The following is a 26,357-nucleotide window of genomic DNA, read 5'->3' on the forward strand; positions in this document are numbered from 1 at the left end:
TAAAGATAATCAAGTTATGTTAGGATTAAATATTTTTAGATTAATTGGAGATTTATTCAAAGTGTTATTTACTCCATTTGAGTGGATACGTCTTTCAGTAGCAAAGTCTAATGGCGGATGGTGGACCTCTAACGCTTTAAACTGGATATTCTTAGTTATTCTTATTCTTTTATTAGCTTACTGGATGAAAGAATCTGTTCGCTTTAAAAACGAAGGAACAGAAGACCGAGCTTAATTCTACACTGTATTGGGAAGTAAAAATAAATTAAAACGTTTCAGAGAAAATGAAACGTTTGATAATGTAATTCAACCCACCCGAGAAGAAGTTATCGGTGGTTTTCAACACAAAGGAAAGTGGCAAGCTTTTTTTGGTAATGAAAATCCCATAGTTTTAGAATTGGGATGTGGTAAAGGAGAGTACACTATAGCGTTAGCTGAAAAAAATCCGGATAAAAATTTTATAGGAATAGATATAAAAGGTGCCCGATTTTGGAGAGGAGCTAAAACAGCTATTGAAAACAACATGAAAAATGTTGCTTTTATAAGAACTCAAATAGAATTAATAGATTTTATTTTTGCTGAAAAAGAGGTGTCTGATATTTGGATAACCTTTCCTGACCCGCAAATAAAATACAAGAGAACAAAACACCGCTTAACCAACTCTGATTTTCTAAAAAAATACCATCATATTTTAAAGCCTGAAGGAACTATCAATTTAAAAACAGATAGTGAATTTATGCACGGATATACATTAGGGTTACTACATGGAGAAGGGCATGAAATTTTACATGCAAACCATGATGTATATAAAGACCACTACTCACCTGAAGAAGTAACAGGAACACAAACTTTTTACGAAAAACAATATTTAGAGCAAGGAAAACCAATTACATACGTCAAATTTAGAGTAAAGTATTAAAAACACTCTAACATGATTGTGTCACATTTGGTTTTAGGGTTTGTTACCTCATTTTTGGGGTACTTACCACCAAGTATGCTAAATATAGCGGTAAGTAAAATTACCATAGAAAAAAATAAAAAAGAAGCACGCTATTTTATTCTTGGTGTGCTGTTAATAGTATTTTTTCAAGTTTTTGCAGCAATTGTATTAAGCTCTTATATAACAAAAACACCACAATTACTTACGGTAATTAAAAAAGTTGCCATTTTTATTTTTGCACTCCTCTCTGTGTTTTTTTGTGTTAAAGCATTTTTTAATACAACCTCTCAAAAAAGGCTAATAGTAAATAACAAATTTATATTTGGAATTACTCTTTCCATAATTAACATGTTTGCGATTCCTTTTTTTAGTTTAGAATATACTTTTTACACGAATCATGGGTTAATAGCCAATAACTTACTGTCTGTTTTTCTATTTGCTTTAGGAACAGTATCAGGAGTTTTTGCCGTATTATACACCTATGCTTACATAGCTTATAAATTAGAGCAAAGACTAATAAAAATTACTAAATACTTTAATCTCATAATAGGTGTAATTACAGGAGTAATAGCCATGTATTCTGCTGTAATATTGTATCTTTAAAACATGGAGAAATCAGAAAACTTTTTTGAAAGAGTGTATGAAGTAGCCCGTTTAATACCTTACGGAAGAGTTACGAGTTACGGAGCCATTGCCAAGTATTTAGGAGCGGCAAGATCTGCAAGAATGGTGGGCTGGGCTATGAATAACTCCGGAAACCAACAAGAAGAAGTTCCGGCACATAGAGTAGTGAACAGAAAAGGATTGCTTACGGGCAAACATCATTTCCAAGGAACCAATTTAATGCAGCAACTTTTAGAAAGTGAAGGAGTAGTTGTGCTAGATAATCAAATACAAAACTTTGAAACTGTTTTTTGGGATCCTATAAAAGAACTGTAAAAAAAGCAGTTTAATCCGTTATACTTTCTGAAATTAAAGTAGCAATTTGTCGGGTAATTTTTGTTGGTGAATTGCAACTACAGTTCGTTAATCCAACAACATAGATGTCTAATTCAGGAAGGTAAACTCCCATAGACTTAAAGCCGAATATTGAGCCACCGTGTTCATAAACAAGATGTTTGTTGTCTGTTTTTATATGCCAACCATAACCGTAATTAATAAAGTTACCATTATTTAGGGTGTAATTAGTGAATACTTTTTGAGTAGATTTTTTATTGATTAACAGATTGTTTTTAATAGCAAGTTGCCATGTAAACAAGTCATTAACGGTTGACATTAAAGAGCCGGAGGCATAAGGAATAGAGTAGCTGATATACTTTTTATTGATAAATGTGTTATTTTTAAGATAACCATAAGCTCTATTAGGTATAATAGTATGATGATTGGCGTAATAAGAAGCATTCATTTTAATCGGTTTAAAAATATATTGCTCAATAAAATCAGCATAACTCATACCCGATACTTTTTCAATAACATACCCCAAAAGCACATATCCGGAATTTGAATACTTGAACTGCTCACCGGGGTTAAAATCCATAGGCTCATTTTTAAAAAAATCAATAAGTTCTGGAGGAGTCATTTCCTTTTGAGCAATTGAATTTAATTGTTTCATATTGGTGAAATTTTTAATTCCGGAAGTATGAGTTAACAAATGATGTAAGGTTATTTTTTGCCCATGAGTAGGGTAAGAAGGAATGTATTTTGTAAGTTCATCATGAACCGACAACTTCCCTTTTTCTTCTAAAATTAAAACAGCAACAGCAGTAAACTGTTTGGTCATAGAGCCTATTTCAAATACGTTGTTAACGTTTATAGGAGTTTTGAGTTCTAAATTAGATACTCCCAAGGCTTTTGAATAAAAAACAGTACCCTTTTTTGCTGCTAAAAAAACGGCTCCGGGTTCATGACTGTTATAAGTAGCGCCTAGCAAAGAATCAATTTTTTGTTCTAAAGATTGTGACTGTAATTTTAAATGTACAGTTATAAAAAAAATAGCAAAATAGGTAAATGTTAACTTCATTTCAATAAAATTAAAAACAGGTTTCATACTAGACAGAGGAAACCTTTTTTAGGTTACACTTTTTACTGTTTTGTCGTATTTTTAGGAAAGAAAATGAATATAAACAGAAACTATAAAGCTTTAGTAATTAACTATAATGCCGGCTTTAAAATCTTATCTTTTCATTGTATCTTTGCGTATCAAAGTTACAAGCAATGAGTTTTAAAAAACAAGATATATACAAAGCGTTAGAAACGATAACAGCACCTGGTGAGGGTAAAAGTTTAGTTGAAAACGAAAATGTAAAAAATGTAGTGGTGTTTGGTAATGAGGTAGTTGTAGATGTTACCATTAGTAACCCTTCATTACAAGCTAAGAAAAAGATTGAGGTAGAAATAATGAAAGCGGTACATGAGCATGTTGATCAAAAGCTTGATGTAAAAGTAAATGTAAAAGTAGAAGTTGCCGCTAAAGAAAATCCGAATGTAATTAGAGGAAAAGAAATTCCTAATATTCAAAATATTATAGCGATAGCTTCCGGAAAAGGAGGTGTTGGAAAATCTACTATTACTTCTAATATTGCAGTATCATTAGCAAAAATGGGCTTTAAAGTTGGAGTGTTAGATGCTGATGTGTATGGGCCATCACAACATTTAATGTTTGATGTTGAGCAAGAAAAACCGTTAGCAGTAAATGTGAATGGACGCTCAAAAATGAAACCTGTAGAAAATTATGGTGTGAAGTTGTTATCTCTTGGTTTTTTTACAAATCCTAATCAAGCTGTAATTTGGAGGGGACCTATGGCGTCTAAAGCTTTGAATCAGTTAATATTTGATGCAGATTGGGGTGAGTTAGACTTTTTATTGATTGATTTACCTCCGGGAACAGGAGATGTACATTTATCTATTGTACAAGCGGTGCCAATTAACGGTGCAGTAGTGGTAAGCACACCTCAAACCATTGCTTTAGCCGATGCTAAAAAAGGGGTAGCCATGTTTCAGCAAGAAAGTATAAACGTTCCGGTTTTAGGAATTGTAGAAAACATGGCGTATTTTACACCTGCTGAATTACCGGATAATAAGTATTATATTTTTGGTCAGGGAGGAGCAAAACATTTAGCGGAAGATATAGAAACCAGCTTTTTAGGAGAAATTCCGTTAGTACAAAGTATTAGAGAAGCCGGCGATGTTGGACATCCGGTAGCATTACAAGAGAATACTCCTTTGGCAAATGCATTTGCAGAGGTAACCAAAGAAATGGTTTCAGAATTATTAAAAAGAAACGCAAATCTACCTCCAACAGAAGTTGTTAGAATAACAACAATGAGTGGTTGTAGTACAAAATAAAGCCAGCCTTTTTAAGGTGCATTGTTTAACAAAAAAACTCAAAAAACCCGGTTTGAGTTTCTTTCTTAAAAAACGAAAGATTAAATAAGGGGCTATTATGGCATCAACAGAAACAAAAAATAATGTAGAAAAAGCTTTAGAAGAAATCCGTCCTTTTTTAGTAAGTGACGGAGGAAATATAAAGCTATTATCTATTGAAGATGATACTGTAAAAGTTCAGTTAGAAGGAGCTTGTAGCGGATGCTCTGTAAATCAGATGACATTAAAAAACGGAGTAGAGGCCACGATAAAAAAGTATGCTCCGGAAATAAAAGAGGTAATTAATGTAGCCTAACTGACTTTTGTCAGGTTTTTAATTAAGAATGCTTTTTAACTTTGAAAAGTTAAACAACTAAGCACCGTAATTTTTAATAAAAAACAAAAAAATATAAATTACTACACTATTTAGAATCTTAATTTAAAGATTCCTGTCTTTATACAAAGGCAGGAATCTCAGTATAAAAAAGAATTTTTTGTAAAAAAATGATACAAACAGACATATTAATTATTGGAGCAGGACCTACAGGATTATTTACCGTTTTTGAAGCAGGGTTACTAAAATTACGCTGTCATTTAATTGATGCCTTACCACAACCGGGAGGTCAATGTTCTGAAATTTATCCAAAGAAACCTATATACGACATACCAGCATATCCGGAAATTTTAGCAGGAGATTTAACCCATAAACTACTAGAACAAATTAAACAATTTGAACCGGGGTTTACGTTAGGAGAACGTGCTGATACGATAGAAAAACAAGAAGACGGAACGTTTATTGTAACAACCAATAAAGGAACTAAACACCAAGCTCCGGTAGTTGCTATCGCCGGAGGTTTAGGGAGTTTTGAGCCAAGAAAACCATTAATTCCTAATATTGCAGATTATGAGGATAAGGGGGTAGAATACATGATTAAAGAGCCGGAATTATATAGAGATAAAGACGTGGTGATTGCCGGAGGAGGAGATTCTGCTTTAGATTGGTCTATCTTTTTAACAGACATTGCTAAATCGGTAACGTTAATTCATAGAAGAAATGAATTTAGAGGAGCCTTAGATTCTGTTGAAAAGGTACAAGAATTAAAAGACCAGGGAAAAATTCAATTAATAACTCCTGCAGAAGTAAAAGGAATTTCAGGAAATGGTAAAGTTGAAGGTGTATTGGTAGAAGAAGAAGGAAAAGAAGCTTATATACTAAAAACAGATCATTTTATACCGTTATTCGGATTAGCACCTAAACTAGGTCCTATTGCTAATTGGGGATTAGAGATTGAAAAAAATGCCATTAAAGTAAACAACGCTTTAGATTATCAAACTAATGTTCCGGGAATTTATGCTATTGGAGATGTAAATACCTATCCTGGAAAATTGAAGTTAATTTTATGCGGATTTCATGAAGCTACGTTAATGTGTCAAAGTGCTTTTCAACGTATTCATCCTGATAAAAAATATGTAATGAAATATACCACTGTTGGTGGAGTAGATGGTTTTGACGGAACCCGAAAAGAGGCACCGAAAGCAGTAGTAAAAGCAATAAATTAAGGCGGTAATGGAACCAATGAGGGTTACATAATTATTGTAATCATTGAAGGGGATATCTGACAATAAAAAGAAACAGATGAAAAAAACATTATACGACTTAACCAGAGACGATTGGAATACACTTTTTCCTATTGAATTATCAGAGCATAATGTCAATTGGAAATCTATTTTTGAAGCTGAAAAAAACAGAATCCTAGAAAATATAGACCATTCGTTTTTTAACAGAATAGAACATTTTGGAAGTACTTCAATTCCTAATATAAAAGCAAAAAATTATATTGACCTATTTATTGAGATACCCAAAGAGCTTTTATTTAACAAAGAGCTTATTGAAAGCTTTGAAAAATTAGGGTACTCATTTTTTGAAGTACCAGCCAGAGAAGATATTGAAGCGTATATGTCTTTTGCAAAAGGGTATAATTTTGAAGGAAAAAAAGAGCAAGTTTTTCATATTCATATGTGCCCAAAAGATAATGCGATGGCGAATCAATTAAATTTCAGAGATTATTTAATTGAAAACCCAACAAGAGCAAAAGAATATGAACAACTAAAAATAGAATTGGCGTCAAAATACAGAAATGATAGAGGCGCTTATGTTTTAGGAAAAACAGATTTTGTAAAAGAAACGTTGAATTTATACCAAAATAAATAAAAATTGACTTTAGCAGATTACATACAGCAATTATCAGAAGACAGGTTATTATACGTTGCCTTGCCGGTATTTTTTATTTCTATGTTAGTAGAATATCAGTTTGCTAAAGAAAAATATTATGGAAAAGATACCGGGGTGTCATTATTAATGATGGTGTTTTCAGCTATTATTGAGTTTATTCCTAAAGTTTTAGCGTTTATAGCGTTTTTTTATTTACACGAAATCAGTCCGTTAAAAGATAGTGTACAACGTCAGTGGTGGGCATGGATTTTATTATTATTTGCAGATGATCTCTCATATTATTGGTTTCATCGGTTAAATCATGAAGTACGCTTATTTTGGGCAGGTCATGTACCGCATCATTCGTCTGTTTATATGAATTTAGGAACAGCGTTGCGCCAAGGAGTAGGAGAGCGAATTCATAAATTTTTCTTCTGGATGTGGATTCCCCTATTAGGGTTTGATCCGTTGATGATGTTTACCATGATGGGAATTAGTTTAATTTATCAGTTTTTTGTACATACAGAATTAGTAGATAAACTACCTAAACCTATAGAGTTAATTTTCAACACACCATCACATCACCGAGTACACCATGCATCTAATATTCGATATTTAGATTGTAATCATGCCGGAATTTTAATTATTTGGGATCGTATGTTTGGTACTTTTTCTGAAGAGTTAACAGCGATTGATAAACCGGTTTATGGTTTAACGGTAAATATTGAAACCTTTAATCCGCTTACGGTAGCAACACATGAATATTCAGCTATATGGAAAGATGTTAAGAGAGCTAAAAAGTGGAAAGATAAATTAAACTACATTTTTAATTCACCAGGTTGGACACATGATGGAGAAGATAAAAGAGCAAAGGTGTTAAGGAAAAAATTGTTAGAAAGAAAGGAATTAGGAAATAGGAAGCAGGAAATAATGTAGATGTTAAGATAGAAGAGCTATGAATTACAGAAAAAGAAAAAATGGCAATAAAAAGATTTGAAGATATATTAGTTTGGCAGAAGGCTCAGGATTTTTCAGTAGAGATATATAATTATTTTAAAAATAATAAAGATTATTCATTTAATGATCAAATCAAAAGAGCGTCAATTTCCATTTCAAACAATATTTCAGAAGGTTTTGAAAGGAATACTAATCAAGATTTTACCAGGTTTTTTATATTATGCGATGGGGTCTAATAGTGAAGTTCGTTCTATGTTATACTTAGCTGTAAGACTTCATTTTATTAAGGAAACAGATTCCCATAAATTGATTGAAAAGTCAAATGAAATTTCTCGTATGATTTTTGGTTTAATTAAATCAATGAAATAATTTAATTTTGGATAACTTAAGGAAACCCCTAAATCCTAACCCCTAATATCCTAATAACTAAATGAAATGAATGAAGATATTACAATAAAAATTACCGATCGTGACGGAGTAACTCACGAAGTACAAGCGCCAACGGACATGGCCATGAACTTAATGGAAGTAGTTCGTTCTTACGAATTAGCTCCTGAAGGAACTATTGGTATTTGTGGAGGTATGGCAATGTGTGCTTCTTGTCAATGCTATGTAAAATCTAATCATGAACTTCCTGAAAAGTCAGATGAAGAAGATGCCATGCTGGCAGAGGCTTTTTATGTAGAAGATAATAGTCGATTAGGCTGTCAAATACAAATAACTCCGGATTTAGACGGATTAGAAGTTGAATTAGCTCCTGAGAGCTAATTCAATAACTTTTTAAACATTCCCTTTGAATGCTTCGTGAGCTTTTCTGGTGAGTTAACTTTTTAGAGTTTCTTTGGCTAACAATTGTTTACGGTTTTTGTAATCTATAGGATGCTTTGAAAAAACACTTCTAGTGGTTACTTCCGGTTGTATTTTAAAATAGATATATAAAGCAACTATTGAGATACCTAACCATAATAAATCAATGGTAAGAATATCAAATTGCTTAGCTTTATAAGTATTCCAAATCCAGTTATTGGATATTATACCACTAATAAGCGGAATTAAAAAACCCAAAATTGCACCAACTAATAAAGTGGCTTTGTTGGTGAAATAATTATTTCTTTTATGTCTGAAGTAGATAGTTGCTAATAACCAAACAACAAAAAACCAGGTGTATAGAATACTCATTTTTTGAGTTTGATAAGCTTCCGGTAAAAGTTTTACTACCAAGAAAAATAAGGCAGTAACTGGATATAAAGACAAGCAAATGGCAAGATAAATATGTCCTACTTTAGCTGTGTATAAACGCTGTTTTAAACGCATACTTTTTTTGTTACGAGCTTCTATCCATATTAAAACACCGGTAATAATAACAAAGCAAGTAATAAGCGCGAGTAAAAAATAAATAACTTTTACAGCAATACCACCAAAATTACCATAGTGTAAACGACTAACAGAAAGCTGAATATTGTCTGTGTACTTACTATCATAAGGATCACTAATAATAGTGGTTTTATCGGATTCATAATCATAAAAAATCATTCCTGAACTTAAAAAACGCTCTTTATAATCTAGTTCGCCAATTAAGCCATACTTCATGTTAGTACCGCCATAATTTTTAATTAAAACATAGTTTGCATTAAAATGAGACCAACGACGGGCATTTTCTTTTACAAATTGATTTACACTAGGCATTTCTTTATCAGTTTTAGCAATCCACTCGTAGGATGTACGATCAGGACGTAAATCTTCCATTAATTTGGTTTGATCACCTCCGTATAAAATTTTTGCCGGAAGTAAAACAAATAAACTTAGGCAGAAATAAGTTGCTGTAACAGCATACATAAATTGAAAAGGAAGTCCAAGAACGCCTAATGCTGTATGAGCATCTGTCCACACTCTTTTTAAAGCAATTTTAGGATTAAACTGATAAAAGTTTGGAATTATTTTTTTCCAATGAACAATAAGTCCGGTAACAATGGCAAATAAAAAGAACAAAGACACAAAACCGGCGAGGTAAATTCCAACAGAAGGTATTTGCGTAAAAAAATGCAAACGGTATAAAAACTCTCCTAAACCATATTTTTCTACATAAGTTGCGGTTTCACCTGTATGAATATTTATAGCTTGGTAGTTTTGATATTTTGCTTCATCCGGAATGTTAACTGTATCTTTTGCTGCTGAGGTTAATACGTAAATAATATCACTTTTATGACCTAAATAAAAACGAATGTCTCTACTGGTTAAATGATGATTTTCAGAGAGTTTTTGTAATAAAAAATCATAATCAATATGTTCTCTGGCAATATTTTGTGAATGTTTACCATCTTCCCAAGCTTCAATTTCATCTTTAAAAAGAGCAAAAGAGCCTGTGAAAAAGATAACATATAAAGCTACACTTATAACAATACCGCTAACAGTATGCGTGTTAAAAAATACATTGTAGTTTCTGTTACTCATTATACAAACGGATTTTGTTGGTTTCCTAAATAATAGATTCCATATAGAGCTATTGAAATAATACCGTATAAAGCCCAAGCTTTCCAACCGTTTTTAAATAAGTAAGGAATCACTAATAAAGCTCCCCAAACTATAAAAATGGTATAAATAGATGTGATTAATACTTTTTTAGGACTGGGTAACCATAGAACTAGGCAAAGATGTAGTAAAGCACTTACGATATAGCCACCAATTAGACCGGCAGAGATTTTTGCCAGTTTTTGCCAAGGTGATTCAGATAAATATTTAGGATTAGCAGGCATGTTATAAAAAGAGTTCTAGTAAAAAAGTTAGTAAGAATAAAACTGTTAAAAAGATGTAACTTATTACTTTTAAAGGAGTAATGAGAATGATTAAACTTAAAAAAAGTGAACTAGCTACTATCCATGTAATGATTCCGGCTGAAAGACCAAAAATGTTAACAGATAAAAGGATGCTTATTAAAATGGTAATCAAACCGATTATTTTGGTATACTGTTTATTGTTTTGAAACCATCTTTGCAAGACGGTATTATTTGTTAAACAGGCCTTTTCAGAAGTGTTGTACAGTGCAAAACATCCGAAGAAAATAAAAAGAAAAGTAACTGTTTTCATAAAGGTTTAGTGAAACAACAAAACTCTGAATGAAAATTCAGAGCCTTGTATTTACAGCATTTAATAATTCAAATAGATGATCATTTTTAAAAATTTATAGCAAACAACTTTTATTCAAAACGGGTATTGTTAATAAAATACGTTGCACAATGCCAAATAAGTTTATAATCAACTTCTTTATAAGTTCCGGGTACTTTTTCTTCGTGAGTAACTTCTACTGTATAAATGGTTTTTTTAGGCAGTTTGAATGTAACCAATCCTTGATCATTAGTTTTTTCTTTTAAAGACCATTTTTCAGCCGTGAATAAGGTAATTTCTCCGTTTTTAAGAGCGGTGTTTTTATATAAAACTTTTAGAGTAACTTCTTGTGTGTTCTGATGAGATTTTGGAGTAACATCTATAATTTCAATCCCTTCAGGATTTGTACTTTTTAATTCACTAATTAAACTCTCAACGACAACTCTTGCCTTAGCATGATATTCAGGTTTGAAGGTAGTGTAATCATATTTTGTATAATCAAATACTTTTATGTTTTTGTTATCTAAAGCTATGGTGTAAGTTCCTTTTTGCTGAGGAATAAATGAAGTACTGTAGTAATCGTTCTTAGCTATTGCCTGTAAGGAAGTTTTACTTCCGTCAGGAGCGATTAACCAGATAGTAAACTCTTTTACATTGTTAAAATTTTCACCACTAACTTTTTCAATAACACCTTCTGAAAACTCCCCAAAACGGATTTTAATTTCGTGTTCGTTATTAATTTTTCCGGACGGGTTTGTTTCAATCCAAATATAATGAGCAAATGAATTGCTAATAACAGCTAAAAAAAGGATTGTTAAAATTGATTTTTTCATTGTTTTAAAATTTTATAAAAACCACCTAAGCTTTCAGGTGGTTTTTGGGTTGTTAGAATAAATTATAAGTAAGAGAAACTCTACCATTGATTCCCGGTTCTGATTGCCAGTATATGTAGGTTCCGTAATTAGCTCCGGAGTATAAGTACTTGTTTAAAATATTGTTGATGTTTAAAGCAATACGTAATTTGTTGTTTTTCCAGTGTACTCCACCGTCTAACCTGAAATAATCAGGAAGTTCCGTTTTATTATCAGCATTCCAAGCCCATGAAGATCTATCAACTAAGTATTGGTATCCTAAAGACAATCCAAATCCTTTAAGGGCTGAACTCTTATTAAAGTTGTAATTTAACCATCCGTTAGTGATGTGTTTAGCGTGCCCGGCAATTCGATTTCCTGTTTTTACATTCTTAACATTTGTGTTAGCGTAGTTAAGTAGTACATCTAATTCACTGGTAATATGTGCTTGCATATCAAACTCAAAACCTTTTGACTCTATTTCACCTAACAGGATGCTAAACGGGCCAGTAGGATCAGTTGGGTCATTAGTAGTCATGTTATTTTTATTGATAATATAAGCGCTTAATGAAGCGTTGATTTTTCCGTTTAACCAATTAGTTTTTAAACCGGCTTCATAAATAGTTCCTTCAATAGGATCAAATCTTTTTCCTGTATTGTCAATAGCATTATTTGCTAAGAAAGATTGATCATACAATCCGTAAGCAGTAATTTGCGGAGTAATATCTGCACTTAAACCAATTCTTGGCGTTAACTTTTTAGTTGTTAAATCTCCTTTCGGAGTTAATTGTGTATATCTACCTGCTAAGGTTAAACGTATTTTATTGTTTAAAAAACCTACTTCGTCTTGCGCATACAAAGAGTTGATTTTTGTTCCGTAAGTATATAAACCGGGACGATTTTTTAGAGGTGCACTTCTATCAAATACAGGAAAAACTCTATCTCCGTAAGTAGGATTATAAATGTTAAACGGATTAGCAGGAGAATCCATTGTACCACGTTGGCTAAAGTCTGCAAAATATTCTGTGTCGGTGAAATCATAACCTGCTAAAACCTTATGACTTACTGACCCTGTGTTAAACTTTCCATTAGTGTATAATTGAAAATATTCTCTTTCAGAAATAGCATCCCATATGCTAACACTTCTAATAGCATCACCATTGCTTTCCAAGTTATTCAACCAAGCAGAAGCTCCTTGTTGTGTGTAAAGCAGTGTTACATATTTTGCTTCTACAGACCAGTTATTATTAAATTGGTGAGTTACCTGATTTAATAAGCTTACTTCCTTAATGTCTGTATCAGGAAAATTGCTATCAATCATTGTGAAATCTTTTGGTAAGCTTCCGAATCCTTTATCAACAGGACCAAAAATATAAGCAGCACCAATAGGAGTATTTAGTTTTTGAAATGAAAATTCAGTTAAAAAGTTTGTTTTGTCTGTTATTTTGTACGACAAAGAAGGGGCAATACCAATACGCTCAGTATTTTCAAATTTTCTGTGACTTCCGGTGTTTTGATATAAAACATTTAAACGTGCTAATAAGCGTTTATCACTTGTTAAAGCACCACCAAAATCTGCTGCTACTCTATAAGTATCAAAACTGCCGGCCATTAAGTTTACTGACCCTATGGCTTCTTCAGTAGGCTTTTTAGTAACTACGTTGTAAAAACCACCAGGTTCGCCTGCAGCCATCATAAAACCTGAAGGGCCTTTAACAAATTCTATACGATCTACCATAAAAGTATCTTCGGAAAGTGGCCCCCAAGAATCCTGAATATTAACACCATTTCTAAAGGCAGGTAATCTAAACCCACGCATATTAACTCTTGCAAAGTGCCCCCAATGCTCAATATTACTTACACCGCTAACGTTTCTAAAAGCACCCTCTAACATATTGGTTACAAGTTGGTCTTGTAAGATTTCAGAACTTACTATTTGAATATTTTGCGGTAATTGCTTAATAGGCGTTTGTAAACGTAAAGAAGATGAAACGTTATTTTTAGCATACCTGTTTTTTGTTCCGTTAACCGTAACTTCGTCTAATTGATCAACCGATTCCTTTAAAACAATCTTACCAAGATTTTTTGCTTCATTGTTTTTTAATCTTACTACAATTGACTTTTTTTCAAAACCAACCATAGATAAGTTGATTACATATTTACCCTCTTTTAAGTTTTTAAATTCAAATTCACCCTGTTCATTACTAATGATTCCATGAGTTGTTGAGTTTAAAGTTATATTGACAGAAGATAGTAGGTTGTTGTTCTCAGATACGATGGTACCTTTAACAGTGCTGTTTTGTGCAACTAAATTTATTGTGAATAGAATTAGAAGATTTGTAATTATTCCTTTCATTGTTTTTATTTAGATTTAATATAATTAACAATGCAAAAATATTCAATGAAAAAAGAAAACAAAAATTTATTTAGATTAATTTTAAATAAAATAATTAATGTTTTGAATTATCGATGTTTAATAGAAAAGATTATTCTGTATATTTGTGAGAAGAATTTTAAATTATGATGGCTTGTAACCCTTTTGATGGCTTACTTATACTTCTAAAATTTCTTATTAAGAGAAATCCGGAATGATGAAGGTTTAGAGAGAGAAAAATTAAATAGTAATCTTTAAATCAAAACAACTATGCCTTTTTATCATAAACTTGGAAAAATTCCACCAAAACGCCATACACAATTTCGAAAAGAAAATGGCAACTTATATTATGAACAATTGTTTGGTACCATCGGGTTTGATGGTATGTCAACCAATATGTATCATGAACACAGACCTACTATGGTCAAAGAAATCAAAAAACAATATAGTATTGCTCCTAAAATAGCTAAGGATAATAATATTCAATCGTATCGTTTTAGAGGCTTTCAGGTACCACAAGTAGAAGATTATTTAGAAAGTAGAAAAGTAGTATTAACAAATTCTGATTGTAATATCATTTTGTCTGCCCCTAAAAATTCAACAGAAGATTATTTTTATAAAAATACCGATGCAGATGAAGTAATTTTTATCCATAAGGGTTCTGGAAAATTACGTACTATGTTAGGTAATTTGGATTTTAAATATGGAGATTATTTAGTAATTCCAAGAGGAATGATTTACAAGTTAGACTTCGATAATGAAGATAATCGCTTGTTTATTGTTGAGTCATATTCTCCTATATATACTCCAAAAAGATACAGAAACTGGTTTGGTCAATTATTAGAGCATTCACCATATTGTGAACGAGACATTCGCAGACCGGAAGAATTGGAAACCTATGATGAAAAAGGAGACTTTTTAATGAAAATTAAAAAGAAAAATGAAATCATAGAAATGGTATATGCCTCTCACCCTTTTGATGTAGTAGGGTATGACGGATATAATTATCCGTATGCTTTTTCAATTCATGATTTTGAGCCTATAACAGGAAGAATTCACTTACCACCTCCGATTCATCAAACCTTTGAAAGTGCAGGTTTTGTAATTTGTAGTTTTGTACCTCGTTTGTATGACTATCATCCGGATGCAATTCCGGCACCATATAACCATAGTAATATTGACTCTGATGAGGTTTTATATTATGTTGATGGTGATTTTATGAGTAGAAATGATATTGCCCCAGGGCATATTTCTCTTCACCCTGCAGGCATACCACATGGTCCGCACCCGGGAGCAGCTGAAAGAAGTATAGGAAAAAAAGAAACGGAAGAGTTAGCTGTTATGGTTGATACGTTTAAACCATTAATGGTAACTGAGGAAGCTATGAAAATAGCAGATGAAGATTACTATAAATCTTGGCTTGAGTAATTTTAGAAGTAGAGAAAAAAGATTAAAGAGAAGAGACTAATTTTTATAATGAAAAGGCATAACTACAAAAATCTCAAAATATAGAAGGTCGGGATAGAAATAGTAGAAGATGTTTTTAAACTTACAAGCATGTTTCCAGAGGAAGAGAAGTTTGGATTAGTTTCTCAAATAAATAGATGTTCGGTTTCAATTCCAAGTAATATAGCTGAAGGATCATCAAGAACAGATAAATCTTTTTCTCACTTTATTGATATTGCTTTAGGTTCATCATTTGAGTTAGAAACACAAATGATAATAGCATATAAAAGAAATTATATAACACAACAAGAATTAACTTTGATAGAAGAAAAGATAGCGGAATTTCAAAAAATGACAATGGGGTTTCAAAACCAACTCTAAAGGTCTTTATTCTTGTTTCACTTTTCTCATCTTTAAAAAAGAATAAAAATGTCAAAAGAAATAAAATCAGTAAACTACGGTTTAGAAAAAATATTTGAAGGAGCACAAGACTTCTTACCACTTTTAGGAACAGATTATGTAGAGTTTTATGTAGGAAATGCAAAACAAGCAGCTCATTTTTATAAGACGGCTTTCGGTTTTCAGTCGTTGGCATACAGAGGTTTAGAAACAGGCTCTAGAGATGAAGTAAGTTACGTATTAGTACAAGATAAAATTCGCTTAATATTAACAACTCCTTTAAATAGTAAATCGCCTATAAACGAGCATATTGTTAAGCATGGTGATGGTGTTAAGGTAGTTGCTTTATGGGTTGAAGACGCTAAGTCTGCTTGGGAAGAAACAACATCCAGAGGAGCTAAATCTTATATGGAGCCTACTGTTGAAAAAGATGAATACGGAGAAGTAGTTCGTTCAGGTATTTATACCTACGGAGAAACAGTACATATGTTTGTAGAGCGTAAAAACTATACAGGTACTTTTTTACCGGGATTTATTGATTGGAAACCAGACTATAACCCGCCAAGTGCAGGATTAAAATATATTGACCACATGGTAGGTAATGTTGGTTGGGGACAAATGAATACCTGGGTAAAATGGTATGAAGATGTAATGGGATTTGAAAACTTTTTATCATTTGACGATAAACAAATTCATACAGAATACTCTGCATTAATGAGTAAGGTAATGAGTAACGGTAATGGTAGAGTAAAGTTTCCAATTAACGAACCGGCTAAAGCAGCTAAACGTTCTCAAATTGAAGAATATTTAGATTTTTATGAAGGTGAAGGGGTACAACATATTGCTGTTGCTACTGATGATATTATAAAAACGGTTGCTCAGTTAAAAGCAAACGGAGTAGAATTTTTACCGCCTCCACCACAATCATATTACGATATGATTCCTGAACGTTTAGGAGAACATATGCGTATTATGAAAGAAGATATTTCTAAATTACAAGAATTATCTATTTTGGTTGACGCAGATGAAGAAGGTTACTTATTACAAATTTTTACAAAACCTGTTGAAGATAGACCAACCTTATTTTTCGAAATTATTCAAAGAATGGGAGCAAGAGGTTTTGGAGCAGGAAACTTTAAAGCACTGTTTGAATCTATTGAAAGAGAGCAGCAGTTAAGAGGAACATTATAAGCTTTTTTGCACTAAAAAATGAAAACCAAGAATCAAAACAATTTTGTTGCGTTTCTTGGTTTTAATTATTTAAAAATGGATCGGTACGTAAACATAAAATCTCCTTTCTCGTAAAAAAAAACTCACTTTTTCAAAGAAATAAAGTAAGTTTTACAAACAACAATTAAAAAGAAAATAATGAGTAAAGAAGATATCTTAAAATCGATAGAAAATAAATACGAAGAATTAGGAGTTCCGGTAGAAGCAATGTTAGAAGGGTTACTCTGGAGTAAGCCCATTACTTATTGGGACTATATTCAAACCGATGCCCTTTTAGGGTTACAAATACCTAGAACAACTCAACCGGATGAAATGGTTTTTATCATGTATCATCAAGTAAATGAGTTGCTGTTTAAAATGATTTTATGGGAAATAGATCAGGTGGCAAAATCGATAGAAATATCAGCTGAAAAATTTTCTAAACACTTAATGAGAATTAGTCGTTATTTTGATATGCTATGTAGCTCTTTTACTGTAATGGCTGACGGAATGGATGTAGATCAATATTTAAAATTTAGAAATACACTAACTCCGGCAAGTGGTTTTCAAAGTGCTCAATATCGTAAAGTAGAATTTGCCTCAACAGAACTTATTAACTTAATAGATGCTCGTTTCAGAGATACTATTGATAGAAATTCATCTTTTAAAAACGCGTACGACCATTTATACTGGCAAGCAGCAGGTAAAAATTATAATACAGGTCAAAAAACAACCCTTTTAAATCTCTTTGAAAAAAAATATATGGGTGAGTTTATCGATTTTATGGAAGATTATAACGATTGCAATCTTTCTTCAAAATTTAAACAATTACCAAAAGAGGTTCAAGAAAATGAAGAGTTGATTAGTGCTATGCGTCATTACGATTACACGGTTAATGTAAAATGGGTGTTGGCGCACTATAATGCAGCAGGTAAATATTTAGGAGGAGACGATACTGCTCTGGAAGCAACAGGAGGAAGTAATTGGCGTAAATACCTGCATCCTAAATACCAAAGAAGAATATTTTTCCCTTATTTATGGAGTGAAGAAGAGCTCAAAAACTGGGGAACTTTTTAAAATAATTCTGTAAACCATTGATAAAAATCAATGGTTTTTTTCTTTTTGGAATAGTAATTGTTTTCTAAAAATTCATAAGTTTGAGCATTATGGATGTCTGTAGAAAAATACATGCTAGTTTGTAATAACAACGTTTAGTAGTAACTACAGAAGTCATATAAAATTAGAAACCCATGAAAAAACAGATTATAATAGTATTCCTTTTTACAATAACAACCATTTTTGCGCAGGAAAAAAAAGAAGCATTTAAAGGAGGAGAATGGTTAAAATACAGAATGAGTTATAGTGGCTTTTTAAGAGCAGGAACCGCTGTTTTAGAATTAAAAGAAGAAAACTTAAAAAATAAAGAAGTAATTCATGCTACAGGAAAAGGTTGGACCTCCGGAATGATTAGTTGGTTTTTTAAAGTAAATGATACTTATGAAAGTTATTTTACTCCTGATGATGTAAAACCGTATTTATTTAAGAGAGATATTGATGAAGGCGGGTTTAAAAAGAAAAGAAACGTAACCTTTAACTATGATAACAATACGGCTTATGTTCAGGATTTTATAAAACAAAAAGACAGTATTATTTCAGTTAATAGTCCACAAGATATGATATCTACCTTCTACTTTTTAAGAAATCATAACACAAGAAATATGAAAAAGGGAGAAGAGATTAATGTAGATATGTTTTTTGATGATAAAAGTTATCCTTTTAAACTCAGATTTTTAGGGTATGAAACTCTTAAAACAAAGTTTGGAAAAGTAAAAACACAAAAATTCCGTCCTTTGGTACAAGCCGGTAGAGTCTTTAAAGCTCAAGAGAGTGTAACAGTTTGGATAACAGCTGATGATAATAAGATTCCTATAAAAATGAAAGCCTCATTAGCTGTAGGATCTCTGAGAGCCGAACTAGAAGCCTATAAAGGATTAGCAAATCCATTTGAAATCATCGTAGATTAATGGCTTAAGTTGTTTATGTCTTGTTAAATTGTAAAAATCAAATGTAAATATTTGTATTTTTGCGATTATTGGTCATAAAAAGCAGCTTTCTTGAAAAAAATAACCTACCTACTACTATTAATTAGTATCATTTTATCTTGTAAGAAAGAAGATAAAAAAGAACTTGAAGAAATAAAGGTAATAGAAAAACCTAAACCACCGGTATTATTATATGGTTATAATTTAGATTATTATAACGTGGTAAATGATACAATAAGAAATGGTGAAAGTTTTGGTGTTATTCTGGACAGATACCATGTAATGTATCCCAGAATTAATGAAATAGTTACGACCATAAAAGACACATTTGATGTTAGAAAGGTAAGAACAGGAAAGCCTTATACTATTTTAATATCTAAAGATTCTCTACAAAAAGCACAAGTATTTATTTACAAGCATAATAAAATAAATGCAACAGTTATAGATTTTCAAGATTCTATAGTTTCTGCCTTTAAGTTTAGAAAAAAAGTAAAAACAATTGAAAAAGAAATTGCCGGAGAAATTAATTCAAATTTATCGGTAACCATGGATAGTCTTGGGTTACAGCCTGCATTGACCAATACTGTAGCAGATATTTATGCATGGACACTTGATTTTTACAGACTTCAAAAAGGTGATAAGTTTAAATTGATTTATGAAGAAAAATATATTAATGATACCACTTTTGTAGGATACGGAGAGATAAAAGCGGCCGTATTTAACCATAAAGGAGAAGATTTGTATGCGTATAAATTTGTTGCTGATTCTGTTAAAAATATAGCAGAATATTACGATGAAAAAGGAAATATGTTACGAAGCACGTTTTTAAAATCGCCTATAAAGTTTCAATACAGAATATCATCTAGATATAATTTGAGAAGAAGAATTCAATTATATGGTAATAGAGTTAGAGCACACAAAGGAACTGATTTTGCGGCCCCTTACGGAACACCTATTATGACAACGGCTAGTGGAACTGTAGTAGAATCAGCTAGAAGAGGAGGAAACGGAAACTATGTAAAGGTAAAACATAATAGTACCTATTCAACTCAGTACTTACATATGAAAAGAAGAAATGTACATGTAGGAGACTATGTAAGACAAGGAGATATTATAGGATGGGTTGGAATGACCGGAAATACTAGTGGTCCGCATGTGTGTTATCGTTTCTGGAAAAATGGCTCACAGGTAGATCCTTTCCGTGAAAAATTACCTTCAGCAAAACCGTTAGAAGACAGTATTAAACCCCGATATTTTAAATTTATTGAGCCGTTTAAAAAACAACTCGACAGTATTTATTTTTTGAAGAAAACAGATTCTATACTTTTTAAGGAAGAAATATTAGCAACTAATTAATTTATATGGCACTAAAAAATAATAACCCAACCCAAACAGAAGCTTGGAAAAAATTAGAAGAACATTTTAAGGTAGCTAAAAACTATGAACTTAGAAAGTTGTTTCAGGAAAATAAAGAAAGAAAAGATGAGTTTTCAATACAGTTTGAAGACTTTAATATAGATTATTCTAAAAATCTTATCTCTAAAGAAACAATTCAAAAATTATTAGTACTAGCACAAGAGGTTGAGTTAAAAGATGCCATTGAAAAGTATTACAAGGGAGATAAAATTAACGTAACAGAAAACAGAGCAGTACTGCATACAGCGTTAAGAAGTAATTCAGATGAACCTGTTTTTGTTGACGGAAAAGATGTAAAACCACAAATAAAAACTACCTTAAGAAAAATTAAGGCCTTTACAAGTAAGGTGGTTTCAGGAAAATGGAAGGGATATACGGATAAACCTATAACAGATATTGTAAATATTGGAATAGGAGGATCAGATTTTGGCCCTAGAATGGTTGTTGAAAGTTTAAAGTTTTATAAAAATAAATTAAACGCTCATTTTATTTCTAATATTGATGGAGATCATGTTTATGAAATACTAAAAAAAATAAACCCGGAAACTACATTATTTGTTATTGTATCAAAAACATTTACTACGCAAGAAACAATTACAAATGCCAATACTATCAGAGACTGGTTTTTAAAATCAGCAACTGTTTTTGACGTAGCTAAACACTTTGTGGCTGTGTCAACTAATATTGATGCCGTTGTTAATTTTGGAATAGATAAAAAAAATATATTTCCTATGTGGGATTGGGTAGGAGGTAGATTTTCACTATGGTCAGCGGTAGGGCTATCTATTAGTTTATCGTTGGGATTTGAAAATTTTAAATTGTTATTAGATGGAGCAGAAAAAATGGATAATCATTTTAGAACTGCTGATTTTGAAAATAACATTCCTGTACTACTATCTTTAATAAGTATATGGTATACTAACTTTTTTAATTGTGAATCTGAAGCTATTTTCAGCTATTCACACTATTTAAAAGATTTACCGGAATACCTTCAACAGGCATTTATGGAAAGTAACGGTAAGGGCGTTGATAGAAATGGTGAAGATGTAACCTATCAAACAGGTAGTATTGTATGGGGGAGTGTAGGTACTAATATGCAACACTCTTTTATGCAATTATTACATCAGGGAACTAAAATGATACCTGCTGATTTTATAGGGTTTGAAGAATCATTGTATGGAGATAAAGACCATCATACCAAATTAATGGCAAACTTTTATGCCCAATCACAGGCATTAGCTTTTGGAAAAACTAAAGAAGAAGCCCATTTAGAGTTAAAAGTAGAAGGTAAGTTAGAGCATTTAGCAAGCCTGTTACCCTATAAAATATTTAAAGGAAATAAGCCATCTACTACAATAGTGATAAAAAAACTGACGCCTGAGACGTTAGGAATGTTAATTTCTATGTATGAGCATAAAGTGTTTGTACAAGGTGTTTTATGGAATATTTATTCTTTTGATCAATTTGGAGTAGAATTAGGTAAAGAATTGGCTAAAAAAATGTTAGAATCTCAAAAAATAGCTACGCTATAAACTTAAAAGAATGTTAAAAAAACTTAACATTAAGTTAATATTAGGAATGAGTAAATGTTGGAATTTTGCTCCAGCTATTTAATAACAATTAGATTAGACAATGAGAAAATTTAAAAATGTATTACTAGTGGCGTTGTTCTTTGTGACAGCTACTGTTTTAGGTCAAACTAAAATCACTGGTACTGTGGTTGACGAGATGGGTGAACCATTACCAGGAGCAAATGTTGTAGTTAAGGGGACTACAAATGGTGCTGCAACTGATTTTGAAGGAAAATTTATGTTAAACGTAAATTCTACTTCAGGTGTAGTTGTAATTTCTTTTGTTGGATACGAAAGTAAACAAGTATCTTTTACTTCTAGCAACTTAGGAACTATTGAGTTACAACCTTCTAACGTATTAGGAGAGGTTATTGTAACAGGAATTGTTGATGTTGCAAAAGACAGACAAACTCCGGTAGCTTCATCTACCATTAAGTCTGCTGAGATCCAAGAAAAATTAGGATCTAAAGAATTTCCTGAAATTTTAAACTCAACTCCTTCTGTATATGCTACTAAGCAAGGAGGTGGATTTGGAGATTCAAGAATTAACATTCGTGGTTTTGACCAAAAAAACACCGCTGTAATGATTAACGGTATGCCTGTTAATGATATGGAAAATGGGAGTGTGTATTGGTCTAACTGGGCTGGTTTAGCAGATGTAACTTCTGCAATGCAGGTGCAAAGAGGATTAGGATCTTCTAAATTAGCTATTTCATCTGTTGGTGGTACAATAAATGTATTAACAAGTTCTGCTGATAAAAAAGAAGGGGGTAGAGTTTATGCTAGTATAGGTAATGATAATTACTTAAAGACAACTGTTTCTTATAATACTGGTTTGTTGGAGAACGGTATGTCTGTTTCAGCTTTATTTGGTAGAACAAATGGAGATGGTTATGTTGACGGAACAGAATTCGAAGGATACAGTTATTATTTAGCGTTAGGATATAAACCAAATGATAACCATAATTTACAGTTAACAATTACTGGAGCTCCACAAAGACACAATAAAAGAGAATTCGCACCAAGTATAGCCACTTACATTAAATATGGTGGTAATGGAGAACCAAATAGAAAATACAACTCTGATTGGGGGTATAGAAATGGAAAGGAAGATACTTTTGCAGGAAACTTCTATCACAAACCAGTAGCATCATTAAATTGGGATTGGAATATTAATGATAATTCTAAGTTATCTACAGTTTTATATGCATCACTAGGACGTGGAGGATCAATAGGTTCTTTAGGTCGTATAAATAAACAGCAGTCTTATTCTGACGATTTAAAAGATAAAAATGGATTAATTCGTTTTGATGATATCGTAGCATGGAATTCTGGACAATCAGTTCCTAATTTTGGAGCTGATAGAGAAGGTTATACTGGAGGAGAAGGAGGTCCCGCCTCTATTCAAGGGCAATTTATTAATGGAAATAACAGTAATACACCTCATGCAGATTTAATAGCAGGATATGATAAAACCTGGAGAGACAGCGCTGAGAATGGTATTACTCAAAGATCTTCAATGAACTCACATAACTGGTTTGGAGTTATTTCTAACTTTAATACAGAATTAAATGAGAATTTAACACTTGATTTTGGTGTTGATTTAAGAACCTACAAAGGAATTCACTATAGAAGATTAGTTGATTTAATGGGAGCAGATGCTTACATTGATAATGATAATATTAATAATTTAGGTCATGTAGTAACAGAAACTTACGAGCCTTCTATTTCTAATATCTTAAATGTATTTTCAAATGTTGATAAAGAAGTAAAAGTAGATTACTACAATGACGGTAAAGTAAACTGGATGGGTGGATTTACTCAGTTAGAGTATAAAAACGATAATATTTCTGCGTTTATTCAAGGAGCAGTTTCTCGTCAAGGCTTCAAAAGAATCGATTACTTTAACTACTTAGATTCAGATCCAGAGCAAGAATCTGATTGGCAAAATTTATGGGGAGGAAATGTAAAAGGTGGTCTTAACTGGAACATAAACGAAGAGCATAATATTTTTGGTAATGCTGGTTTCTACTCTAAGCAACCTTTATTTGATGCAGTTTTCCCTAACTATAACGATAATAACGTAAATGAAGGATTAACAAATGAGAAAATCTTAGGATTAGAAGTAGGTTATGGTTTCCGTCATGAGAATTATAGTGTCAACTTAAACTTGTATAGAACATCTTGGAAAGATAGGTTTTTAAGAGCATCTGCTACTTTTAACAGAAATCAATCAAATGAAGTTAGAGGTACGGCTAATCTTGAAGGTGTAGAGCAAATTCACCAAGGGGTTGAGTTAGATGCTACTGCAAAATTTGGAGATTTAACAGTAAGTTTAATGGCATCTATAGCTAGTTATGAATATGGATCAGATGTAACTGCTAAATATTTTGATGAGTCAAATAACCCTGTTTTAGTTAATGGACAAGAGCAAACACAAACTTTATACTTAGATGGTAAAAAAGTAGGTGATGCACCTCAAACTACTTTTAGATTAGGGTTTGATTATAAGATTACTGAAGGTTTAAGGTTTGATATTAGTAGTTTTTATGTAGGAAACTTATATGGTGGTGGAATTGATCCAGAATCTTTCGGAGCTAGCTCTACAGATCCATCATCAAAAATATTAGAAGCTAAAAATAGACAAACTATTCAGTTGCCAGGTTATGCATTGATAGATACAGGATTATCATATAAGTATAGCTTTAAAAACAATAGTTCTATTGGGTTAAGATTAAATGTTAGTAACTTAACAGATGAGTTATATATTTCTGAATCAGATACTAACTATGCTGCTAACCCAGGCGATACTACTTGGAGAGGTATTAATACTAACAACAGAGTATTCTTCGGATTAGGTAGAACTTGGAATATAGGATTAAACTATACTTTCTAAGAAACACCAAAAAATACATATAAAACCACCTCATTTGAGGTGGTTTTTTTATTTCATAAAACCTGTCCGGAATCAATGTAGAAAATAGTGATAAGTAAATTCTTATATAACCACGACTAAGATGTTAGAAAATTTAAACCTTCTTAGTAAGTAAAATTCAGTAAATTTGTGATAACTAAAAACTAGCAGTAACATGATGAAAACTATTCATTCTTATTGGGCATATATTGTATTGGCAGTATTAATTTTTACGGTAGTAAATGCCATAATAGGATTAACACAAAAAAAGGAATTTACCCATAAAGAATTCCGTTTAGGGTTATTTACTCTAATTACCAGTCACATTCAATTATTAATAGGATTAGGTTGGTATTTTATGTCGCCATGGTATAAAGCTTTAAAAGCTAACGGAGGTGAAGTAATGAAAGAACCAACAGCAAGATTATTAGCTGTTGAACACCCGTTAACTATGATTATAGCCATTGCACTTATTACTATTGGATGGTCTAAACATAAAAAACAAGTAAAAAGCGAAGCTAAGTTTAAAACCTTTGTTATATTTTACGGATTAGCACTTGTGTTAATTTTAGCAAGAATTCCTTGGAATAATTGGTTTTAATTCAAATATATAGTCCCGCATCAGCGGGATTTTTTATTTTTGCAACCATTATATACGTTCATAACGTCTTTTTTATAAAAAGACCCTTATATAATAAACGCCATTGTGTAAGTAGCCTAATACAACAATGCCGTTACAATAAATATAAAATAGAATAAACTTTATATAAAAGTGAAAATAATAAGTCACCTGTTATCACCAATATTTGGATTGGTGTTTTTTTTACTATTGTTAATTTTCCATCCGATTCAATGGATAGGATTGCATGTCTTTGGAAAAAAAGGACATCAAAAAGTAGTTGATTTTATGAACTGGTGTTTGGTAAAATCGCTATTAATTTTAGGAATACGAGTTAAGTTAATTAACAAACATAAATTACCGGAAAATACCACCATACTTTTCGTAGCCAATCATCAAAGCTTGTTTGACATACCACCCGTTATTTGGTATTTTAGAAAACATTGGCCAAAGTTTGTTTCTAAAAAAGAATTAGGTAAAGGAATACCTAGCGTATCATTTAACCTACGTCACGGAGGCGCAGCATTAATTGACAGAAAAGACGGTAAACAAGCGTTAGCAGAATTAGCAGAATTTGCTAAACGAATACATAAAAACACATGGTCTGCAGTAATATTTCCGGAAGGAACCCGTAGTAGAAACGGAAAACCTAAGGCATTTGCACCTAACGGACTTAAAATGCTTATTAAATACAATCCGGAAGCTTATATAGTTCCGTTAAGTATTAATAATTCTTGGAAAGTATTTAAATACGGAAAATACCCATTAGGAGTAGGCAGCCCTATAACAATAACTACCCATGAACCCGTAAAAGCAAATAGTTTACCTTTTGATGAATTATTACAGCAAGTAGAAACTACGGTTAAATCGGGTGTACAATAACCTTAAATAGGTATCAGTTATATAATAACATACCTAAGTAAAAACAATAAACAATAAACA

Annotated in this window: 27 protein-coding genes; 22 read left to right on the plus strand and 5 right to left on the minus strand. The window is 31.9% G+C overall.

Annotated features, from left to right (window positions below):
* Positions 1–16 precede the first annotated feature (16 nt).
* Genes ACQY1Q_RS06515 through ACQY1Q_RS06530 form a run of 4 tightly spaced genes read left to right on the plus strand, consistent with a single transcriptional unit; the run spans position 17 to position 1,879 of the window.
* Positions 17–235 (plus strand): DUF6341 family protein, encoded by a 219-nt coding sequence (locus ACQY1Q_RS06515; RefSeq protein ID WP_431004488.1) that lies wholly within the window; start codon positions 17–19, stop codon positions 233–235.
* 12 nt (positions 236–247) lie between these two features.
* On the plus strand, positions 248–919 hold the full coding sequence (trmB, locus tag ACQY1Q_RS06520; protein ID WP_431004489.1) for a tRNA (guanosine(46)-N7)-methyltransferase TrmB: 672 nt from the start codon (positions 248–250) through the stop codon (positions 917–919).
* 12 nt (positions 920–931) lie between these two features.
* A complete protein-coding gene (locus ACQY1Q_RS06525) occupies positions 932–1,543 on the plus strand; it encodes a hypothetical protein (protein ID WP_431004490.1) in 612 nt (203 codons plus the stop codon).
* Between the two features lie 3 nt (positions 1,544–1,546).
* Positions 1,547–1,879: an MGMT family protein gene (locus ACQY1Q_RS06530; protein WP_431004491.1), complete on the plus strand. Its 333-nt coding sequence runs from the start codon at positions 1,547–1,549 to the stop codon at positions 1,877–1,879.
* A 10-nt stretch (positions 1,880–1,889) separates the two neighbouring features.
* On the opposite strand, the gene ACQY1Q_RS06535 is transcribed toward ACQY1Q_RS06530, so the two are convergent.
* Positions 1,890–2,960, minus strand: coding sequence for a serine hydrolase domain-containing protein (locus ACQY1Q_RS06535; protein ID WP_431004492.1), 1,071 nt, complete (start codon positions 2,958–2,960; stop codon positions 1,890–1,892).
* A gap of 194 nt (positions 2,961–3,154) precedes the next feature.
* On the opposite strand from ACQY1Q_RS06535, the gene ACQY1Q_RS06540 reads away from it, so the two are divergent.
* The 8 genes from ACQY1Q_RS06540 (at position 3,155) to ACQY1Q_RS06575 (ending at position 8,240) form a co-directional block, all read left to right on the plus strand.
* On the plus strand, positions 3,155–4,285 hold the full coding sequence (locus tag ACQY1Q_RS06540) for a P-loop NTPase (RefSeq protein WP_431004493.1): 1,131 nt from the start codon (positions 3,155–3,157) through the stop codon (positions 4,283–4,285).
* A gap of 97 nt (positions 4,286–4,382) precedes the next feature.
* A complete protein-coding gene (locus tag ACQY1Q_RS06545; protein WP_431004494.1) occupies positions 4,383–4,619 on the plus strand; it encodes a NifU family protein in 237 nt (78 codons plus the stop codon).
* A 188-nt stretch (positions 4,620–4,807) separates the two neighbouring features.
* A complete protein-coding gene (locus tag ACQY1Q_RS06550; RefSeq protein ID WP_431004495.1) occupies positions 4,808–5,863 on the plus strand; it encodes an NAD(P)/FAD-dependent oxidoreductase in 1,056 nt (351 codons plus the stop codon).
* A 76-nt stretch (positions 5,864–5,939) separates the two neighbouring features.
* A complete protein-coding gene (locus ACQY1Q_RS06555) occupies positions 5,940–6,515 on the plus strand; it encodes a GrpB family protein (protein WP_431004496.1) in 576 nt (191 codons plus the stop codon).
* A 3-nt stretch (positions 6,516–6,518) separates the two neighbouring features.
* Positions 6,519–7,451, plus strand: coding sequence for a sterol desaturase family protein (locus tag ACQY1Q_RS06560; RefSeq protein ID WP_431004497.1), 933 nt, complete (start codon positions 6,519–6,521; stop codon positions 7,449–7,451).
* Between the two features lie 41 nt (positions 7,452–7,492).
* Positions 7,493–7,708 (plus strand): four helix bundle protein, encoded by a 216-nt coding sequence (locus ACQY1Q_RS06565; RefSeq protein WP_431004498.1) that lies wholly within the window; start codon positions 7,493–7,495, stop codon positions 7,706–7,708.
* Between the two features lie 16 nt (positions 7,709–7,724).
* The gene (locus ACQY1Q_RS06570; RefSeq protein ID WP_431004499.1) at positions 7,725–7,841 is read left to right on the plus strand and encodes a hypothetical protein; all 117 of its coding nucleotides are present in this window, start codon (positions 7,725–7,727) and stop codon (positions 7,839–7,841) included.
* 66 nt (positions 7,842–7,907) lie between these two features.
* Positions 7,908–8,240 (plus strand): 2Fe-2S iron-sulfur cluster-binding protein, encoded by a 333-nt coding sequence (locus ACQY1Q_RS06575; RefSeq protein ID WP_431004500.1) that lies wholly within the window; start codon positions 7,908–7,910, stop codon positions 8,238–8,240.
* A gap of 54 nt (positions 8,241–8,294) precedes the next feature.
* Here ACQY1Q_RS06575 and ACQY1Q_RS06580 read toward each other — a convergent pair whose 3' ends face one another.
* From ACQY1Q_RS06580 to ACQY1Q_RS06595, 4 genes are all read right to left on the minus strand, one after another.
* A complete protein-coding gene (locus ACQY1Q_RS06580; protein WP_431004501.1) occupies positions 8,295–9,923 on the minus strand; it encodes a PepSY-associated TM helix domain-containing protein in 1,629 nt (542 codons plus the stop codon).
* Positions 9,923–10,225: a hypothetical protein gene (locus tag ACQY1Q_RS06585; RefSeq protein WP_431004502.1), complete on the minus strand. Its 303-nt coding sequence runs from the start codon at positions 10,223–10,225 to the stop codon at positions 9,923–9,925. The genes ACQY1Q_RS06580 and ACQY1Q_RS06585 overlap by 1 nt, the downstream gene beginning before the upstream one ends.
* 441 nt (positions 10,226–10,666) lie before the next feature.
* On the minus strand, positions 10,667–11,407 hold the full coding sequence (locus ACQY1Q_RS06590; protein WP_431004503.1) for a DUF4198 domain-containing protein: 741 nt from the start codon (positions 11,405–11,407) through the stop codon (positions 10,667–10,669).
* A 52-nt stretch (positions 11,408–11,459) separates the two neighbouring features.
* Positions 11,460–13,781, minus strand: coding sequence for a TonB-dependent receptor domain-containing protein (locus ACQY1Q_RS06595; protein ID WP_431004504.1), 2,322 nt, complete (start codon positions 13,779–13,781; stop codon positions 11,460–11,462).
* Positions 13,782–14,069: 288 nt separating this feature from the next.
* On the opposite strand from ACQY1Q_RS06595, the gene ACQY1Q_RS06600 reads away from it, so the two are divergent.
* From ACQY1Q_RS06600 to ACQY1Q_RS06645, 10 genes are all read left to right on the plus strand, one after another.
* On the plus strand, positions 14,070–15,227 hold the full coding sequence (locus ACQY1Q_RS06600; RefSeq protein ID WP_431004505.1) for a homogentisate 1,2-dioxygenase: 1,158 nt from the start codon (positions 14,070–14,072) through the stop codon (positions 15,225–15,227).
* Between the two features lie 99 nt (positions 15,228–15,326).
* The gene (locus ACQY1Q_RS06605) at positions 15,327–15,626 is read left to right on the plus strand and encodes a four helix bundle protein (protein ID WP_431004556.1); all 300 of its coding nucleotides are present in this window, start codon (positions 15,327–15,329) and stop codon (positions 15,624–15,626) included.
* Positions 15,627–15,674: 48 nt separating this feature from the next.
* Positions 15,675–16,835 (plus strand): 4-hydroxyphenylpyruvate dioxygenase, encoded by a 1,161-nt coding sequence (gene hppD / locus ACQY1Q_RS06610; protein WP_431004506.1) that lies wholly within the window; start codon positions 15,675–15,677, stop codon positions 16,833–16,835.
* A 177-nt stretch (positions 16,836–17,012) separates the two neighbouring features.
* Complete coding sequence (locus tag ACQY1Q_RS06615; RefSeq protein WP_431004507.1) at positions 17,013–17,930, plus strand: tryptophan 2,3-dioxygenase family protein; 918 nt, start codon at positions 17,013–17,015, stop codon at positions 17,928–17,930.
* 173 nt (positions 17,931–18,103) lie between these two features.
* Entirely contained in the window at positions 18,104–18,877 is a 774-nt protein-coding gene (locus ACQY1Q_RS06620; protein WP_431004508.1) for a DUF3108 domain-containing protein, read from the plus strand.
* A 90-nt stretch (positions 18,878–18,967) separates the two neighbouring features.
* On the plus strand, positions 18,968–20,251 hold the full coding sequence (locus ACQY1Q_RS06625; protein ID WP_431004509.1) for a peptidoglycan DD-metalloendopeptidase family protein: 1,284 nt from the start codon (positions 18,968–18,970) through the stop codon (positions 20,249–20,251).
* Positions 20,252–20,256: 5 nt separating this feature from the next.
* Positions 20,257–21,843: a glucose-6-phosphate isomerase gene (gene pgi / locus ACQY1Q_RS06630; protein ID WP_431004510.1), complete on the plus strand. Its 1,587-nt coding sequence runs from the start codon at positions 20,257–20,259 to the stop codon at positions 21,841–21,843.
* 100 nt (positions 21,844–21,943) lie between these two features.
* Complete coding sequence (locus ACQY1Q_RS06635) at positions 21,944–24,778, plus strand: TonB-dependent receptor (RefSeq protein WP_431004511.1); 2,835 nt, start codon at positions 21,944–21,946, stop codon at positions 24,776–24,778.
* A gap of 196 nt (positions 24,779–24,974) precedes the next feature.
* A complete protein-coding gene (locus tag ACQY1Q_RS06640; RefSeq protein ID WP_431004557.1) occupies positions 24,975–25,397 on the plus strand; it encodes a hypothetical protein in 423 nt (140 codons plus the stop codon).
* Between the two features lie 171 nt (positions 25,398–25,568).
* Positions 25,569–26,297 carry a lysophospholipid acyltransferase family protein gene (locus ACQY1Q_RS06645; protein WP_431004512.1) on the plus strand — a complete coding sequence of 243 codons (729 nt, stop codon included), beginning with the start codon at positions 25,569–25,571 and terminating at the stop codon, positions 26,295–26,297.
* The last annotated feature ends 60 nt before the right edge of the window (positions 26,298–26,357 follow it).

The organism is Tenacibaculum sp. TC6 (assembly GCF_050606265.1).
Taxonomy (GTDB): Bacteria; Bacteroidota; Bacteroidia; order Flavobacteriales; family Flavobacteriaceae; genus Polaribacter.